General features: G+C 72.2%; 15 protein-coding genes. 3 read left to right on the top strand and 12 right to left on the bottom strand.

Features of this window, described 5'->3' with window-relative positions:
* Genes P4R38_RS09695 through P4R38_RS09705 form a run of 3 tightly spaced genes read left to right on the top strand, consistent with a single transcriptional unit; the run spans window position 1 to window position 2,033 of the window.
* Window positions 1-816, top strand: a complete 816-nt coding sequence (locus tag P4R38_RS09695) for an SDR family oxidoreductase (protein ID WP_277191972.1) — start codon at window positions 1-3, stop codon at window positions 814-816.
* A 5-nt stretch (window positions 817-821) separates the two neighbouring features.
* Window positions 822-1,577 carry a 3-oxoacyl-ACP reductase FabG gene (gene fabG, locus P4R38_RS09700; protein ID WP_277191973.1) on the top strand — a complete coding sequence of 252 codons (756 nt, stop codon included), beginning with the start codon at window positions 822-824 and terminating at the stop codon, window positions 1,575-1,577.
* Between the two features lie 3 nt (window positions 1,578-1,580).
* Window positions 1,581-2,033, top strand: a complete 453-nt coding sequence (locus P4R38_RS09705; RefSeq protein WP_277191974.1) for a MaoC family dehydratase — start codon at window positions 1,581-1,583, stop codon at window positions 2,031-2,033.
* Between the two features lie 17 nt (window positions 2,034-2,050).
* Here the strand turns inward: P4R38_RS09705 and P4R38_RS09710 are convergent, their stop codons facing one another.
* Genes P4R38_RS09710 through P4R38_RS09765 form a run of 12 tightly spaced genes read right to left on the bottom strand, consistent with a single transcriptional unit; the run spans window position 2,051 to window position 16,821 of the window.
* Window positions 2,051-3,052: a hypothetical protein gene (locus tag P4R38_RS09710; protein ID WP_277191975.1), complete on the bottom strand. Its 1,002-nt coding sequence runs from the start codon at window positions 3,050-3,052 to the stop codon at window positions 2,051-2,053.
* Window positions 3,053-3,088: 36 nt separating this feature from the next.
* Window positions 3,089-3,586, bottom strand: coding sequence for an HIT family protein (locus tag P4R38_RS09715; RefSeq protein WP_277191976.1), 498 nt, complete (start codon window positions 3,584-3,586; stop codon window positions 3,089-3,091).
* Complete coding sequence (locus P4R38_RS09720; protein WP_277191977.1) at window positions 3,540-4,355, bottom strand: serine hydrolase; 816 nt, start codon at window positions 4,353-4,355, stop codon at window positions 3,540-3,542. The genes P4R38_RS09715 and P4R38_RS09720 overlap by 47 nt, the downstream gene beginning before the upstream one ends.
* On the bottom strand, window positions 4,352-6,850 hold the full coding sequence (pepN, locus tag P4R38_RS09725) for an aminopeptidase N (RefSeq protein ID WP_275237620.1): 2,499 nt from the start codon (window positions 6,848-6,850) through the stop codon (window positions 4,352-4,354). The genes P4R38_RS09720 and pepN (P4R38_RS09725) overlap by 4 nt, the downstream gene beginning before the upstream one ends.
* Window positions 6,847-9,363 (bottom strand): aminopeptidase N, encoded by a 2,517-nt coding sequence (gene pepN / locus P4R38_RS09730; protein WP_275237619.1) that lies wholly within the window; start codon window positions 9,361-9,363, stop codon window positions 6,847-6,849. Before pepN (P4R38_RS09730) ends, pepN (P4R38_RS09725) begins: the two co-directional genes overlap by 4 nt.
* A gap of 49 nt (window positions 9,364-9,412) precedes the next feature.
* Window positions 9,413-10,282 (bottom strand): zinc metalloprotease HtpX, encoded by an 870-nt coding sequence (gene htpX, locus P4R38_RS09735; RefSeq protein WP_275237618.1) that lies wholly within the window; start codon window positions 10,280-10,282, stop codon window positions 9,413-9,415.
* A gap of 49 nt (window positions 10,283-10,331) precedes the next feature.
* Window positions 10,332-11,774 carry an NADH-quinone oxidoreductase subunit N gene (locus tag P4R38_RS09740; protein WP_277191978.1) on the bottom strand — a complete coding sequence of 481 codons (1,443 nt, stop codon included), beginning with the start codon at window positions 11,772-11,774 and terminating at the stop codon, window positions 10,332-10,334.
* Window positions 11,771-13,303 carry a complex I subunit 4 family protein gene (locus P4R38_RS09745; RefSeq protein ID WP_277191979.1) on the bottom strand — a complete coding sequence of 511 codons (1,533 nt, stop codon included), beginning with the start codon at window positions 13,301-13,303 and terminating at the stop codon, window positions 11,771-11,773. The genes P4R38_RS09740 and P4R38_RS09745 overlap by 4 nt, the downstream gene beginning before the upstream one ends.
* Window positions 13,297-15,303 (bottom strand): NADH-quinone oxidoreductase subunit 5 family protein, encoded by a 2,007-nt coding sequence (locus tag P4R38_RS09750; protein ID WP_277191980.1) that lies wholly within the window; start codon window positions 15,301-15,303, stop codon window positions 13,297-13,299. The genes P4R38_RS09745 and P4R38_RS09750 overlap by 7 nt, the downstream gene beginning before the upstream one ends.
* On the bottom strand, window positions 15,300-15,608 hold the full coding sequence (gene nuoK, locus P4R38_RS09755) for an NADH-quinone oxidoreductase subunit NuoK (RefSeq protein ID WP_275237614.1): 309 nt from the start codon (window positions 15,606-15,608) through the stop codon (window positions 15,300-15,302). The genes P4R38_RS09750 and nuoK overlap by 4 nt, the downstream gene beginning before the upstream one ends.
* Complete coding sequence (locus P4R38_RS09760) at window positions 15,605-16,177, bottom strand: NADH-quinone oxidoreductase subunit J family protein (protein WP_277191981.1); 573 nt, start codon at window positions 16,175-16,177, stop codon at window positions 15,605-15,607. Before P4R38_RS09760 ends, nuoK begins: the two co-directional genes overlap by 4 nt.
* Complete coding sequence (locus P4R38_RS09765) at window positions 16,174-16,821, bottom strand: NuoI/complex I 23 kDa subunit family protein (RefSeq protein ID WP_277191982.1); 648 nt, start codon at window positions 16,819-16,821, stop codon at window positions 16,174-16,176. The genes P4R38_RS09760 and P4R38_RS09765 overlap by 4 nt, the downstream gene beginning before the upstream one ends.
* Window positions 16,822-16,949 lie beyond the last annotated feature (128 nt).

The raw sequence follows: 16,949 nt of genomic DNA on the forward strand, positions 1-16,949 counted from the left end.
GTGAGCGCCTGGCTGGGAAAGGGCGTCGTCGTCACCGGCGCCGCCCGCGGGATCGGCCGCGCGATCGCCACTCGGCTGCACGCCGAGGGCGCGCGGCTCGTCGTGGCCGACGTCCTCGACGAGCCGCTGGCCGCGCTCGCCGGCGAGCTGGACGCCGTCGCCGTACCCGGTGACTGCGCGTCCGAGGCCGGCGCCGCACGGCTGGTCGACCAGGCCCGGGAAGCGCTCGGGTCGATCGATGTGTGGGTCGGCAACGCCGGCGTGCTGCGCGGGCTGGAGCTGGACCGGACCAGCGAGGACGACTGGGCGACGTCCTGGGACGTCAACGTCATGGCGCACGTCCGCGCCGCCCGGCTGCTGCTGCCGGACTGGCTGGAGCGCGGCGAGGGCCGGTTCGTGGTGACCGCCTCCGCCGCCGGGCTGCTCACCATGCTGGGCGCACCGGCGTACAGCGTGACCAAGCACGCGACCGAGTCGTTCGCGGAGTGGCTCGCGGCGACGTACGGCCACCGCGGCGTGAGCGTCCACGCCATCTGCCCGCAGGGCGTGCGCACCGAGATGTACGACCAGCCGGGCAGCGCCGTCCTCACCGACATCGTCGGCCACGACGGCGCGCTCGCACCCGAGGCGGTGGCCGACGCCCTCGTGGACGCCGTCGCCGCCGAGCGCTTCCTCGTCCTGCCGCACCCGGAGGTGCAGGACTACCTCGCCTTCCGTGCCACCCGGACCGACCGGTGGCTCGCGGGCATGCAGGCGCTGCAGGCTCGCGTCGACGACGCATCTGCCACGATCGATCAACCCGACACCAAGGAGTGACCTGAATGCCTGAGACCCGTACCGCCATCGTCACCGGCTCCGCGCGCGGCATCGGCGCGGCCGTCGCCAAGCGCCTGGCCAAGGACGGCCTGCAGGTGGCCGTGATCGACCTGGACGAGGCCGCCTCGCAGAAGGTCGCCGACGAGATCACCGCCGACGGCGGCAAGGCCGTCGGCATCGGCTGCGACGTCAGCGACGAGGCCGCCGTCACCGCGGCCGTCGAGCGGGTCGCGTCCGAGCTGGGCGCGCCGACCGTGCTGGTCAACAACGCGGGCGTGCTGCGCGACAACCTCATCTTCAAGATGAGCGCCGACGACTGGGACACCGTCATGAACGTGCACCTGCGCGGCTCGTTCCTGATGACGCGCGCCGTCCAGAAGCACATGACCGACGCGAAGTTCGGTCGCATCGTCAACCTGTCCTCGACGTCCGCACAGGGCAACCGCGGTCAGGTGAACTACTCCGCCGCGAAGGCCGGCCTGCAGGGCTTCACCAAGACGCTGGCCATCGAGCTCGGCAAGTTCAACGTGACGGCCAACGCGATCGCGCCGGGGTTCATCGCCACCGACATGACCGCCGCGACCGCCGAGCGCGTCGGCATGGAGTTCGAGGCGTTCAAGGCTGCTGCGGCGCAGCAGATCCCGGTGCAGCGCGTCGGCACGCCCGAGGACATCGCGGCCGCGGCGTCTTTCTTCGTCAGCGAGGAGGCCGGGTTCGTCTCCGGTCAGGTGCTGTACGTCGCCGGCGGACCGCAGGACTGAGTCATGCGTCGTTTCAACGGTATCGACGACGCCAAGAGCGCCGTCGGCGAGCACCTCGGCTTCAGCGAGTGGCACCAGGTCACGCAGGAGGCCGTCGACCAGTTCGCCGAGGCGACCGGGGACCACCAGTGGATCCACGTCGACGTCGAGAAGGCGAAGACGGGTCCGTTCGGCGGCACCATCGCGCACGGCTACCTCACGCTGTCCCTGGTCCCGATGCTCGTCGGACAGGTCTACACCGTCGAGGGAGTCTCGATGGGCGTGAACTACGGCGCGAACAAGGTCCGCTTCCCCACCCCGGTGCCGGTCGGCTCGAAGGTACGGGCGGGCGTGGAGATGCTGGCCATCGACCAGGCGTCGCTCGGCTACCAGGCCACGATCAAGGTCACCGTCGAGCTCGAGGGCGCCGACAAGCCCGCGTGCGTCGCGGAGAACCTGTTCCTCATCGTCCCGTGACGTCGTCGCGGGTCGCCTCAGAGCCGGCCCGCGGCGGCGAGGACCGCGAGCGCCTTGACCGTCACCCAGGGGTTCGGCGTCCGCCGATCGGCCGCTCCCCAGTCGACGTAGTCGATGGACGCTCCGGGCTCCGTCCCGACGCCGCGGTAGTAGCGCCCCTGGGCCGACCACCACCCGCTCGGAAGTCGTTGCTGTTCCAGCAGGTCCAGCGCCTGGGCGCACCGCTCGTCGCGGAGCAGACCGAGCTCGTCCAGCGCGACGAGTCCGACCAGCAGCCCGTAGTGCCAGTACGCGGGGTACCGCAGGCGCAACCAGTCGCGATGGCCGGGCTGGTCCGACGAGCGCCGCAGGACGACCCGCCGCGCCAGCAGCACCTCCGCCGCGCGGCGGGCCGCCCCCGCCGCGGTCTCGTCGTCGGCGTCCACGGCATAGGCGTGCAGGCCGCGCATCGGCAACCAGGTCTCGTGGGCCGAGCTGCTGATCGCGTGGGTGTGCCGGTCGCAGTTCCAGCCGCCGTCGTCCCACTGCCAGCGCCGCAGCATGCCGGCGAGTGTCACGACCCGCTCGTCCTGCGGCCCGAGCCGGACGGCCGACAGCAGTGCACTGCCCTGCAGCGACGCGTGGACGCGGTGCCGTCCGGCGACGACGGGCACGACCGATCCGGAGGACCGGCCGATCAGCACCTGCGAGCGGCGGAAGTACGGGGCCGTCCACGCGGTCAGCACCTCGTCCAGCAGCGGCTGGACCTCCGCCTGCCCCGACGGGTACCCCAGCTCGGTCAGATGGGCCAGCACCCAGTGCGCCCCACGCCACTTGCCGTAGGTGTCCGGCCGGAGCTCGGCGTGACCGTCGAGCAGTGCGCGGACCCGGACGGACTCGCGGATCTCGCCTCGCAACCGGACACAGGCCGGCGAGCCGTCGTCCTCGTGCAGGACCGTCGTTCGCGTCAACCAGCGGATCGAGGGTTCGTCGTGCTCCAGCAGGTCGTCGACGACCTGGGCACGGACCGCGGTGGTCATGGGCCTGAACGTACTCCTGGTGGAGCCGCGTGCCCATCATCTGCGCGGGGCGGGGTCCTCCTGCACGTCCGTGGTCCGGGTCAGGCGACTGGCGATCGCGGCGCGCAACGGGTCGTGCTGGGGGCCGAGCGCAGTGGTCGGGTCGCTCCACCGTTCCCGTGGGTACCACCAGACCGGGCCGCCGATGATGTCGGCGGGCTCCCACTCGTAGCGCGGGAAGATGTGCGTGTGCAGGTACGGGTCGGTGTTGCCGAGGATCTCGATGTTGACGCGGCGGAACGCGGGATCCGCTGACGCACAGGCTTGCTCGACCGCAGTGGACAGGCGCTCGACACTCTCCAGGTAGGCCAGGCGCTGCTCGCGTGGCAGATCCGTGAGCCGGCCGACCGCCGGGTCGTCGGTCAGCAGGACGCAGTAGCCGGGCAGCCACTGCACGTCGCCGATGACCGCGAACGACTCGGGCAGTCGGGCGAGGACCGTCGGGTTCTCACCCCGATAGGCCGCGGTGATCCGGTCCCGTCTCCAGTCCTGCACGACGAATCTCCCGCCCGATCAGGCGCATCCGAGCGAGCACCTCATCACGATGATCGGCGTCGCCCTCCCAGCTGGCCAGGACAGCGTAGGCGACGGTGCGTCCACCGAGCGTGACGAGACCGACGTCGGCCCGTACGGAGCTGTCGGTGCCGGTCTTGTTCAGCAGCAGCACATCTCGATCCGGGTCGGCGTGCGCGAGCGGGTCGAGACCGAACGCCGCGGCGACCATCGACAGGTCGCTTCCGAGCGCCAGCCAGTCGCGCACCGTCGGCTGGACGGTGCCGTCGTGCAGCAGGCGGAGGTACCGGACGACCGAGCGTGCGGACGCGCGGGACAGCGTCGGCGCGACGCCGGGCTGCGACGGGTCGCGGGCCTCACGGACCCGGTCCAGCAACGCCATCGGCGCCAGGTCGTGCTCGCTCGCGAACCTCGCCACTGCGTCCAGCCCGACGTGGCGCAGCAGCACGTTGGTCGCCAGGTTGTCGCTCACCGCGCCGACGAGCCGGCACGCGTCCACCACCGAGAGGTCACGCTGGTCGAGTGCGTGCCACAAGCCGGAGTCGCGGACGAATTCACCACTGTCCCAGCGAAGTCGCTCGGTCGGATCCTGCTCGCCGGAGGCGATCCGCTCGGCGATGACGGCGAGCAGGATCAGCTTGCCCACCGACGCCGTACGCAGCACCTCGTCAGGGGTCTCCGACCACCACGGCTCACCGCCCGGGCCGTCCAGCGGCTCGACGTGGATGCCCCAGCTGACGGAGCCACTCATCCGGCGAATCGCTCCAGAGAGCGCAGCGCGTCGTCGAGGTGCGACCGGGCGTCGACCATCGCCCGGCGGACCGCCGGTGAGAGGTCCGTGCGAGCCAGCGCCGCGTCGGCCGCGTCCCGGGTCGCCGGGGTGACCACCGGCCACGGGAACGTCAGCTCCGCTACCCGCTGCAGGGCGTCCTCACCGACCCACTGCACCATCGCGGGCACGTCCGCGAAGTAGCGGTCGACGTACGGCTCCAGCAGGTCTCGCTGCGAGGTGCGCCAGAAGCCGGTGGCGAGGAAGTTGAGCTCGTAGTTGGAGCGCCCGGTCTGCTCGGTGATCTGCTGCCAAGCCCACGACTTGGCGGCATCCGTCGGCGCAGAAGCCTTGGCGCGCAACGCGTTACGGTCACCGCTCATCGTCCGGTCCTGCTCGTGGACCGCGTCGATCTCGCGGTCCCCGGCCTCGCCGAGCACGACCAGCCTCGTCACCGCCGCCCAGCGGATGTCGTCGTCGCTCTCGAGGCCCACCGGCAGCTGCTCTCCGTGCGACCAGGCGCGCAGCAGGTCGGTGTCGCTGGTCGTGGCCGCGAGCAGCCGCGCCGCCACGAGGGACTCGGGCGACCCCGGCTGGTGCCGGTCGAGCACCTGCTGCGCGGCGTGTGCACGGTCGGCCCGGATGCCGTCCTGCTCCTCCTGCCGGACGGCGCTGAGCACCGGCGGACCGAGGTGACGCGGCACCGTCGCCAGGATCGTCAGGGAGCGCTCCAGCGGCCAGGCCTGCATGAACACCCGGTGCACGTGGCGAGGATCGACGCTCGCCGTACGGACGCCGTCCAGGAGGGCACCCCAGACGACCACCCGCGCCGGGTCGTCCGGCACCGACGCGAGGTGGTCCGGCAGCGCCGCCTGCGTCGCCGGGTCGAGCTCGACCATGGCCCAGGTCAGGTCGGAGGCGTTGGGCACCAGGACATCGGGTCGTCCGCTCGCCGTGACCTCCACGGTCGCCGGCTGACCGGCCCAGGCGGTCGTCTCGCCGGTGAGAACCGTTGCCTCGCCGGCGTATCCGGCGACGTCCACCCGGTGCGGGCGGTGCGCCGGGTGGTCCTGCGGCGAGCGTACGGTGACGGTCGCCGAGCTCACCTCGCCATCGCTGTCACGCTCGTCGAGCCGGACGGCGATCGTGTCGCGGCCCTCGGTACGCAGCCAGGCCTGAGCCCAATCCTGCAGGTCCGTCCCGCTCGACCGCTCCATGGCGGACAGGAAGTCGGCGAACGCGGCGTTGCCGTGGCGGTGCTCGGCGAGGTACGCACGGATGCCGGCCACGAACGCCTCGTCGCCGATGAACGCGATCAGCTGGCGCAGCACAGATGCGCCCTTGGCGTAGGAGATGCCGTCGAAGTTCATCAGCGCCGACGCCGCGTCGGGTGCCTCGCCGCCGGCCACCGGGTGGGTCGACGGCGTGTGCTCGACGCCGTACCCCCACAGCTTGCGGACGATGCCGAAGTCGACCCAGCTCTCCGCGAACTCCGTTGCGGCGTCGAGGGTCCGGTGCGACATGTACTCGGCGAACGACTCGTTCAGCCACAGGTCGTCCCACCAGCGCAGGGTCACCATGTCGCCGAACCACATGTGCGCCATCTCGTGGGCGATGGTGCTGCTGCGGGTCATCACGTCGTTGCGGGTGTACGCGCCCCGGAAGACGTACTGGTCGCGGAACGTCACGCAGCCGGGGTTCTCCATGGCGCCGGCGTTGAACTCCGGCACGAACACCTGGTGGTACTCGCCGTACTCGTACGGCACCCCGAACAGCTGGTCGTAGTAGTCGAACGACTGCTTGGTCACCTCGAGGATCTGCGGTGCCTGCTCGCGCAGCTCATCTTCCAGCGACGCCCGGACGTGCACGCCGAGCGGGACTCCGCGGTGCTCGTCGTGCACCGAGACGTACGGACCGGCGCAGACCGTGACGAAGTACGTCGCCAGCGGCTTGGTCGTGGAGAGCCGCCACTCCCCCGGTGACGTCCGCGTCGGGTCACCGTTGCCGAGCACGATCCAGTCCTGCGGGGCGCGCACAGTGACGTCGTACGGCGCCTTGAGGTCGGGCTGGTCGAAGCAGGCGAACACCTTCGGCGCCGCGTCCAGGAAGAGGTGCCCGTAGACGTAGTGACGTCCGTCGGCGTGGTCGACCGCGCGGTGCAGGCCCTGCCCGTCCCGGCTGTACGCCATCGTGGCGCGCACCTGCAGCGTGCACCGCTCCGGCAGGTCGGTCAGCGTGAGGCGTCGGCCGTCGATCCGGGAGGGGTCGATCGGGTCGTCGTTCAGGGTGATCGAGTGGACGCGCACCGCGTCGAGGTCCAGGAACGTGGACCCGCCCGGCTCGCGGCAGGTGAAGTCGATCGTGCTCGTCGACTCGAACGTCTCCTCACCGGTGTCCAGGTCGAGGTGGACGGTGTACCCGGTGACGTCGAGCAGCGCGGCGCGCGCGTGGGCCTCCGTACGCAGCAGCGACGTCACGCGGGAACCCCACTCAACGCTGGGAACGCCTCGCGCGACGCGAGCACCTCGGTGAGCCGGCCGCTCATGTCGGTGTAGACCTTGCCCAGGACGGCCGGCAGATCGGTGTTGGCCACGGCCGCGCGGGTGCGCTTGAGGGTCAGCGGCTCCACCACCGCCAGCGGGTAGGCGACGTACGCCAGCGACATCAGTGAGAAGCCGGTGATCGTGCGCGACAGGTCCTTCATCGCACCGAAGTAGCGCTCGACGTACGGCTGCACCAGGGCGGGCTCGGGCGTCACCCAGAACGTGCCGGCCACCGCGTCCCGCTCCTCGGCGGACAGGTCGGACTCGCCGAACACCTGGTCCCAGGCCCACTCCTTCGCCTCCGCCGTGGGCCGCACCGCCTTGGCCGACAGGGCGCTGAGGTGGCCGGAGACGGTGTTGTCCTGCTCGGCGAGGCGGTCGATCTCTGCCGCGTCCAGCTCGTCCAGCCGCGCCAGCCGGACCGCGACGGCCCAGCCGAACTCGGTGTCGCCGCGCAGCTGCTCCGGGCGGTCCTCGTCGGCGAGCCACCGGCGCAGCAACGCCGTGTCGGAGGAGGACCGGGCGACCAGCCGAGCGGCGGTGAGGGCGGTGGTGCCGGCAGGGTCGGCGGTGGCCAGCAGGCCGTGGCCGACGTCGGCCAGCCGGTCGCTCCAGTGCGCGCGCTCCGCCTCCGGCAGGTACAGGTCGCAGTACAGCTCACCGGCCCGACGTGCCACGAGCTCCAGGATCGAGGCGTTCTGCTCGCTCGGCAGCGAGGAGACGGCGATCTCCAGCGCCGTCCTGGGGTCCACCTGGGCGCGGGCCACGCCGTTGTCCAGAGCCGCCCAGACGGCCGAGCGGGCCAGCGCGTCGGGGATGAGCGGCAGCTGCTCGGGCAGCGCCGCCGTGGTGGCCTCGTCATAGACGACCGCCGCGAAGGTGAGGTCGGCGGCGTTCGGGATCAGCACCGCGGGAGCGGTCGCCCCGGCGAAGGAGGAGATCCGCTGCTCGGGCTGCTTGAGCTCGACCTGCTCGGAGAGGACGACCTCGCCGTCGGTGAAGCCGGTGAGGTCCAGGACGTGCGGCCGCTCGGCCGGGAAGTCCGACGGCGGGGTCCGCCGCAGCGTCACCTCGGTGAGGGCACCGTCCTGCGCCGCGACGTCCAGACGCAGCGTGTCGGTGCCGGCGGTCTGCAGCCACGCGCGGGACCAGGTGCTGAGGTCGCGGCCGCTCGCCGAGGCCATCGCCCGCAGGAAGTCGCTCAGCGTGGCGTTGCCCCAGACGTGGTCGCGCAGGTAGGTCCGTACGCCCGCGAGGAAGGCGTCGTCACCCAGGTACGCGGCGAGCTGGCGCAGTGCGCTCGCGCCCTTGGCGTAGGAGATCATGTCGCAGTTCTGCAGCGCCGAGCTGACGTCAGGCGCCGGCATACCGGCGATCGGGTGCGTCGCCGGCGACCGGTCGTTGGTGTAGCCGGTGCTCTTGCGCGCCGCTCCGAAGTTGACCCACGCGTCGGTGAACCGGGTGGCCTCGGACAGGGCCCGGTAGGCCATGTACTCGGCGAACGACTCGTTCAGCCACAGGTCGTCCCACCAGCGCATCGTGACCATGTCGCCGAACCACATGTGCGCCATCTCGTGGGCGATGACGTTCGCGCGCTCCAGCCGCTGCGCCTCGCTGATGGAGCCGACGAAGACGTACTGGTCCCGGAAGGTGACGCAGCCGGGATTCTCCATCGCGCCGACACCCGGCGGCAGCTCGGGCACGAACGCCTGGTGGTACTGGCCGTACGGGTACTCGATCTCGTAGGCGTCCCGGTAGTAGTCCAGGCACTCCTTGGTGATCTCCAGCATCTCGGGCGCCTGCTCCCGCAGCTGCCGCTCGAGGGAGGCGCGGGTGTGCAGCGCCAGCGGGATGCCGTCGTGCTCGTCGGTGACGCTGACGTACTCGCCGGCCACCAGGGTGACGTAGTACGGGGCCAGCGGGGGCGTCGTCGCCAGCCGCCAGTGCGTCTCGTCGACGCGCTCGGCCGCGCCGTTGCCGTACGCCACCCAGGCCTGCGGCACCGCCACCTCGATGTCGAACGGCGCCTTGAGGTCCGGCTGGTCGAAACAGGCGAACCAGCGGGGCGCGTCGGCCGGCGCGCTGAGCGCCTGGAGGTAGACCTTGTCGTCGGCCGGGTCGACCGCACGGTGCAGCCCGGACCCGTCCCGGCTGTAGCGCATCGTGGCGCGGACGACGACCTCGTTCTCCGCGGCCAGGTCGGCGAGCACGACGCGGTTGTTCTCCAGCGCCGCCTCGACCGGCTCGCCGTTGAGCAGGACCGACTCGATCTGGACCGGACTGACGTCGATGAACGTCTCGGCACCCGGCTCACGGCAGGTGAAGGTCACGGTCGTCGTCGACCCGAAGGTCTCCGTCCCCTGGTCGAGGTCGAGACGGACGTCGTACGCGCTGACGGTGATCAGGCTCGCGCGCCGTTGCGCTTCCTGCAGTGTGAGCGAGGGCATGAGCCCCACTCTTTCATTTGCACGCGCCCCACGGCCGCTGAGTTGTCGATCAGCCGATCTGGCTGCGCGCCATGCCCTCCAGCCGCGCGATCCGCTCGGCGGTGGGCGGGTGCGTCGAGAACAGCTTCGAGACGTCCTGGGCTCGGAACGGGTTCGCGATCATCATGTGCGAGGCGTTCACGACGGCCGGCTCCGGAGCCAGCGGCGCGCGGGCGACCCCGGTCTCGAGCTTGTGCAGCGCCGAGGCGAGGGCGAGCGGGTCGCCAGTGAGCTTGGCGCCGTCCTCGTCCGCGTCGTACTCGCGGGTGCGGCTGATCGCCAGCTGGATGACCGTCGCGGCCATCGGCGCCAGCAGCGACATGGCCAGCAGGGCGAGGGGGTTCGGACGGTCTTCGTCGCTGCCGCCGCCGAAGATGTTCATGAACATCAGCATCTGGGCGACCGAGGTGATGACGCCGGCGATCGCGGCCGCCACGGAGGAGGTCAGGATGTCGCGGTTGTAGACGTGCATCAGCTCGTGGCCGAGCACGCCGCGCAGCTCTCGCTCGTCCAGCAGGTCCAGGATGCCGGCGGTGGCGCAGACGGCGGCATTCTGCGGGTTGCGGCCCGTGGCGAACGCGTTCGGCGCCTGGGTCGGGGAGATGTACAGCCGGGGCATGGGCTTGCCGGCGCGGGTGGAGAGCTCACGCACGATGCGGTACATCGCGGGCGCCTCGGCCTCGCTGACCGGCTGCGCGCGCATGGCGCGGATGGCCAGCTTGTCGCTGTTCCAGTAGCCGTAGAACGTGGTGCCGACGCCGATCAGGGCGAACAGCCAGATGAACCGGCCGCCCTGGATGAGGGCCCCGATGCCGAGCAGGAGGGCCCAGATGCCGCCGAAGAGGGCAGCGGTCTTCAGGCCGTTGTAATGGCGGTGCATGTCCAGGAAACGATCAGGACCGCTGCTCTGTTCCGCGCGGGCTGCGTCCTCAGCCGGCGAGGCCGAGGAGGAGCTGCGGGGCGACGCTGGTCACCCCGAGCGCGAGGAGCCCGAGAACGACGAGGGCCAGGTGCAGCCGGTGCGGCCGGTCGTCGACGGTGTCCGGCGCCGGAGTGCCGGCCATCGCGAGCATCCAGCGCAGGTAGACGGCCAGACCGAGCATCGCGTTGACCGCGGCCACGATCGCGAGCCACCACAGGCCGTCCGCGGCGACCGGCCGCAGCGCGAGCACCTTGGCCACCAGGCCGACGACGCTCGGCGGCAGACCCGCCAGTGTCAGCAGCGCCACCGCCAGGGTGACGGCGGCGAGCGGACGACGGCGGAACAGACCGGCGTACGAGGACAGGCCCACCACCCGCCCACGACCCTCGGCGTGCGCGACCAGGGTGACGACGGCGAAGGCGACGATCGTCGCGAGGCCGTACACCAGCAGGTAGCCCGTGGCGGCCCGGACGGCACCGCGCGCGACCGTCGCGAGCGGCAGGATCACCCAGCCGGCCTGCGCGACCGTCGACCACGCCAGCAGACGCAGCGCGGAGGACTCCCGCAGCGCCATGACGTTGCCGAGAGTCATCGACACCGCCGCCACCACCGCGATCGCCTGCAGCGCCGGAGCGCCGAGCACGGTGACCCCGCGCAGGACCACCAGCAGCGCCGCGAGCGCGGCGAACTTGGACGTCACCGCCAGGAACGCACCGATCGGGACGGACGCACCCGCGTACGCCTCGGGGGTCCAGGCGTGGAACGGGACTAGCGAGAGCTTGAAGCCCAGGCCCGCGACGATGAGGACCACCGCGAGCACCAGCACGCGCTTGGCCTGCGGGTCCGCAGCCGCGGCGAGCACGGCGTCGCCGTCCAGCAGGGCGGAGCCGGTCGCGGCGAACCACAGGGCTGCCCCGAGCGCGAGCACCGCGAAGGACACCAGCGAGGTGGTCAGCAGGGACAGGGCTCCGTCGACCGCCGAACGACGCGCGCGGAACGCCACCAGGGCGACCGTCGGGATGGTCGCGAGCTCGATCAGCACCAGCCAGGACCCGAGGTCGCGGGCGGCCGCGACGCCGGCCCCGCCGGAAGCGGCGGTGAGGACCAGGGCCGAGGCGATCGGCGTACGGTCCGCGGGCGAGCGCACGGGGAGGACCAGCAGCGCGACGACGGCCGCGGAGACGAGGGTCGCGGTCTGCAGCGCGGAGCCCGGACGGTCGGCGACGTACAGGCACTGGGTGGCGTCGAGGCACAGGGTGCGGCGCGCGTCGCTCCCGGACAGGAACGCCGGGACGCAGGCCGCGGCGCCCGCGATCAGCAGGACGGCCGCGATCGCCCAGTGCCAGCGGCCCAGCCGCGGCAGCACCGCGTCGACGAGCAGCACGAGGACGGCGCCCAGCGCCGGGATCAGGACCGGCGCGAGAACGCCGTAGTCGAGGGTGACGTTCATCGCGCCGCCACCTCCAGCAGGTGCAGCACGGCAGGCTCCGTGGAGTCGAGCAGGACGGTGGGCAGCACCCCGAGCGCGACGGCACCCAGGACGAGCACGCCGACGACGGCCCACTCGTACCCGTCGGCGTCGACCGGTCGTGGCGCCGGCCGCGGTGCCTGTGCTGCCTCGGGCGTCCCCGGAGCGGCGGCCTGCTCGGCGGGCGAGCCCTCGGCCCAGACGACGCGCAGCACCCGCAGGGCGTACCCCGCGGCCAGCACGGTGCCGAGCGCTGCGGCGAGGGCGAGCACCCGGAAGAGCAGGACCGGACGGGAGCCGTCGGGGTTCCAGACCGACGCCACGGCCAGCAGCTCACCCCAGAACCCGGCCAGTCCGGGGAGGCCGAGCAGTGCGGCCATGCCCACCACCAGGGCGAACCCGAGCCGCGGGGCGGTGTCCCGCAGCGAGGCGCGGGCGACGGCGAGGTCGTCCCCGCCCCAGCGCTGCTTCAGCCCGCCGACGACGAAGAACAGCAACGCCGAGACGATGCCGTGCGCGATGTTGCCGAACAGCGCGGCCTGCAGGCCGAGGCGGGTGCCGCTCATCAGGCCGAGGACGACGAAACCCATGTGGGCGACGGAGGACCAGGCGATGAGCCGTTTCAGGGAGCGCTCGACGAGGCAGACGAGGCCGCCCCACAGGATGCCGACGGCCGCGAGGACGCCGACCACGGGCGCGAGCCGCTCGACGCCCGCAGGCAGGACCGGGACGACCAGCCGCGCGATGCCGTACGTGCCCATCTTCAGCAGGACGCCCGCGAGCAGCACCGAGCCGCCGGTCGGCGCGGCGGTGTGCGCGGCGGGGAGCCAGGAGTGCAGCGGCCACAGCGGCACCTTGATGCCGAGGCCGATCAGGAGTATCGCCGCGAGCACCGTCTGCTGGGTGGTGGACAGCCCCGCCCCGCCGACCAGGCCGTCGATGTCCGCGGTGCCCGCGAGGTAGACCGTGCCGAGGATGCCGACGAGCATCAGGGTGGAGCCGAGCACGGTGTAGAGGACGAACTTCGCGGACGCGCTCGCCCGGTGCTTCGGGTCGCCGAACCCCTTGATCAGCAACCACATCGGCACGAGCACGATCTCGAACGCGAGGAAGAACAGGATGGCGTCGCGGGCGAGGAAGGTCGCGATCGCCCCACCGGTGACGAGCAGCAGGCAGCCGAGGTACGTGCCGTGCCCGGTCCGGGTGGGCGGCTCGACGCGGGCGTGCAGCACCACGAGGACGCCGAGCGCGGCGGTGAGCAGCAGCAGCGGCGCGCTGATGCCGTCGACGGCCAGGTGCAGGCGCATCCCGATCGCCGGGACCCATTCGTGGTCCAGCTCGGGGCGGCGCCACACCGCGAGGACGACGCAGGCGGCGGTGACGACCGAGCCCAGCACCGCGACCACCCACGACGTGAGGGCGCCGACGGCCGGACTGAACCGGTCACCGGTGATCAGCAGGGCACCGGTCACGACCGGGACGACGATCGCGCACAGCAGCACGGCTACCACAGCGCCACCCCCAGGACACCGACGACGAGGACGCCGCCGACCACCGCGAGCAGCCCGCTGGTGGGACGACGCGTGTGGACGCCGGAGGTGCGGTCGCCGAGCGAACGGATCAGGCCGGGTGTGGCCTCCACGCCGCGGTCGAGGCGGGCGTCCAGGCTCGCCACCGTCCGGGCGAGGGCGAGGACCGGGCGCACGACCAGGCCGACGTACGCGTCGTCGACGCCCAGGCCTCGCGAGGCGAGCAGCCGCCACGACTGCGGGAGCCGCTCGGACGCGTCGCCGTACGTCGTGCCGAGCGAGGCCACCCGGACCAGGAGCGCCGCGGCGACCATCAGCAGGAGCGCGGCGGCGATCAGCAGCCAGTCCGGGCTCTGCCAGTCCAGGTCGAGCAGCGGGCTGGCGACCACGGCACCGCCCACGACGCTGAGGAAGGACAGGATGAGCAGGCCGGTGGACGGCAGCAGGCCCGGCTGCGGCTCCAGGTCGTGGTCCGCGGACGCCACCCAGTCCGCCACCGGGATCTCCCGCCCCCACTCGTCGACTTGCGGGGAGTCGCGGAAGAGCTCGACGATGCCGACGTTCTCCACCGAGTAGCTGTCCTCGAAGCTCTCGCGGTCGTCGCGCCGCTCCAGCACGGTGCTGTGGTGCACGATCAGCCACGCGCGCATGGCGTACGCCGCGGTCAGCACCGTCGTGATGCCGAGCAGGACCAGCCCGAGCAGAGCGGGGCCGTCGCCGTCCGCGGCGTGGTGGGCGGCGGAGTCGAGGATGAGGTCCTTGCTGACGAACCCGACCAGCGGCGGGACACCGGCGAGCGCGAGGAACCCGACCGCCAGCATCCGGCGCAGCTCGGGGTAGCGGCGGACGACGCCGGAGATGCGCGGCACGACGGTGCCGCCGACGAGCACGGTGGCCCACCCGAACATCAGGAACAGCAGCGCCTTGAACGCCGCGTGCCCGATCAGGTGGGTGATCGCGGTGTCCGGCCCGGAGCCGACGGGCAGGACGCCGAGCGCGGTCAGCATGATGCCGACCTGGCTGACCGTCGACCAGGCGAGCAGCTTCTTGAGGTCCTGCTGGAAGAACGCGAGCAGGGCGGCGACCACCGTCGTGCCGCCCGCCAGGAGGACGAGCAGCAGCCGGACGTGGTCGGCGTGCTGGACGAGCGGGAGCAGCCGGGCCAGGACCACGGTGCCGGCGGCGACCATCGTCGCGGCATGGATGAGGGCGGACGCGGGCGTCGGGCCCTCCATCGCGTCCGGCAGCCAGTCCTGGAACGGGATCTGCGCCGACTTGCCGAGCACGCCGCAGACGATGCCGAGGACCGCGACGGTCAGCGTCGTGGCACTGGCGTGCGGCTCGGTCAGCCAGAAGCGCAGGACGGTCGGGATGTCGGTGCTGCGCGCGCCGACCGCCAGCGCTGCGATGCCGACCAGGAGGGGCGCGTCCGCGAACCGGGTGACCAGGAACGCCTTGTACGCCGCCCGCCGCGCCTTCTCGCGCTCGGACTCGTGGCCGATCAGCAGGTAGGAGCACCAGCCCATGAGCTCCCAGCCCACGAGGGTCAGGACCAGGTCGCCGGAGAGGACGACCAGCTGCATCGCGGCGGTGAACAGCCCGACGGTGGCGGCGAACTGGCGGTAGCGGGGGTCGGTCCACAGGTACCAGCGGGCGAAGGTCTGCACGACGAACGCGACGAGCGCCACGGCCACGCAGACCAGCACCGACCAGTCGTCGACCAGCAGTCGCAGCGGGGCCGTGACGCCTCCGCCGAGCGCGAGGTCGCCGATCGTGCGCGGCGAGCGGGCGACGTCCCCCTCGACCTGCTGCGCCAGCAGCGCGCACGCGCCGAACAGGCCGAGGAAGCTCGCGCCCATCGCGATCGTCGCCGCGAGCCGGGAGCTGCGCCGGACGAGCACCAGCGTGACGACCGCGCCGAGTGCCGGCAGCAGGATCGCCAGGTGACTCGGCTGCACCGGGGCGTCGATACCGAGGTTCACGAGTCGACCTCACCCGCCCGGGTGACGTCGATGTCGCCGCGGGCGCGGAAGACCGCGACCACCAGCGCGAGCGCGACGGCGATCTCGGCGGCCGCGATGGTGATGACGAAGATCGTGAGGACGTGGCCGGCGCGCAGCGGGTCGGCGAGCGTCGAACCCATCGTCACCATCAGCAGGCCGGCCGAGGCCAGGACCAGCTCGACTCCGATGAGCACGAGCACGGCGTTGCGCCGCGCGAGGATGCCGTAGACGCCCGTGCCGGCGAGGACGGCGACGAGCAGCAGCGGGAGCTCCAGGTGGATCACGACGCCTCCGTCCGGCTCGCGATGGGCTCACGCTCCGGGGGCGCCGTCGCGACGGCGTCCACCGCGTCGCCGGGAGAGGTGGCCAGGCGGGCCAGCGCCAGCGCGGCCACGAGAGCGATGAGCAGCAGGAGCGACAGCAGCTCGAACGGCCACACCCAGGTGCCGAACAACCGCTGGGCCAGGAGTCCGGTCGAACCGCCCTGCACGTCCACCTCGCCGCCGAAGGCGCTGATCAGCGTCGCGGCGAGCAGGGCCGCCGTCGCGGCACCGGCGATCAGCGCGGCCACCCGCTGGGTGACGCTGCCGTCATGGGCGGTCGAGCGCCCTATCGGCGCGTGGGTCAGCATCAGCGCGAACAGCACCAGCACCACGACCGCGCCCACGTAGACCAGCAGCTGGACCAGCGCGACGAGCTCGGCACCCAGGACGAGGTAGCAGCCGCTCAGGGCGCCCAGGCTCACGACGAGCCAGAGAGCGGCGTGCACCAGGTGCTTGGTCGTCACCGACAGCACGGCGCTCGCACCCGTGATCAGCCCGACGAGCAGGAACAGCACGTCGTGGGTCGTCACGGGGCCGTCCCGTCATCGGCAGCAGGGGGACGCTCAGGGGGACGCGCGGGTGGGCTGGCCGCGGTCGCAGCCGCGTCCGGTCCACCGGCGGCGGCAGGACCTGTACGGGTCCGCGGGGTGCGGGCGGGCTTGTTCGCAGCGGCGACCTCGGTCGCCTCGGGCGCGCCGGCCGTGAGGGCGGGCGGCGGCGGAACGGTCGGCATCCACTCCCCCAGCCGGTCCTTCTCGTGCAGCAGGTCGCGGATGTCCAGCTCGGCGTACTCGAACTCCGGGCTCCAGAAGAGGGCGTCGAACGGGCACACCTCGATGCAGATGCCGCAGTACATGCACAGGCTGAAGTCGATGGCGAAGCGGTCCAGGACGTTCTGCTGACGGTCGCGGCCGCCCTCCGGCCCGGCGGGGATCGTCTCCTTGTGGGAGTCGATGTAGATGCACCAGTCCGGGCACTCGCGCGCGCACAGCATGCAGGACGTGCAGTTCTCGGCGAGGAGGGCGATCACACCTCGCGAGCGCGGCGGGAGGTCCGGCTTCACGTCGGGGTACTGCTGGGTGTGCGCCGGCCGCGTCATGGTCCGGGCGGTGGTGGCCATGCCCTTCATCAGGCCCGGGACCAGGCTGCGACCGCGCTTCTTGGAGCCCGCCATGTCGTTCTCTCGCGCTCCTTCTCCGTGCCGCTGAGGCCTGCTTCGCTCCCGGAACGCTACCGGGACCGGCCCTGCGGTCCTAGCACCGACCCGGATGTGGACGTCTGCCGCTCACCCCGTACCGGCCT

Source organism: Luteipulveratus flavus, assembly GCF_029439465.1.
GTDB classification, from domain to species: Bacteria; Actinomycetota; Actinomycetes; order Actinomycetales; family Dermatophilaceae; genus Luteipulveratus; species Luteipulveratus flavus.

Coding starts and splice junctions, on each gene's coding strand:
- fabG (WP_277191973.1), top strand. CDS start 822: ATGCCTGAGACCCGTACCGCCATCGTCACCGGCTCCGCGCGCGGCATC.
- P4R38_RS09765 (WP_277191982.1), bottom strand. CDS start 16,821: ATGGCGGGCTCCAAGAAGCGCGGTCGCAGCCTGGTCCCGGGCCTGATG.
- P4R38_RS09740 (WP_277191978.1), bottom strand. CDS start 11,774: ATGAACGTCACCCTCGACTACGGCGTTCTCGCGCCGGTCCTGATCCCG.
- P4R38_RS09720 (WP_277191977.1), bottom strand. CDS start 4,355: ATGAGTGGCTCCGTCAGCTGGGGCATCCACGTCGAGCCGCTGGACGGC.
- htpX (WP_275237618.1), bottom strand. CDS start 10,282: ATGCACCGCCATTACAACGGCCTGAAGACCGCTGCCCTCTTCGGCGGC.
- pepN (WP_275237619.1), bottom strand. CDS start 9,363: ATGCCCTCGCTCACACTGCAGGAAGCGCAACGGCGCGCGAGCCTGATC.
- P4R38_RS09705 (WP_277191974.1), top strand. CDS start 1,581: ATGCGTCGTTTCAACGGTATCGACGACGCCAAGAGCGCCGTCGGCGAG.
- P4R38_RS09710 (WP_277191975.1), bottom strand. CDS start 3,052: ATGACCACCGCGGTCCGTGCCCAGGTCGTCGACGACCTGCTGGAGCAC.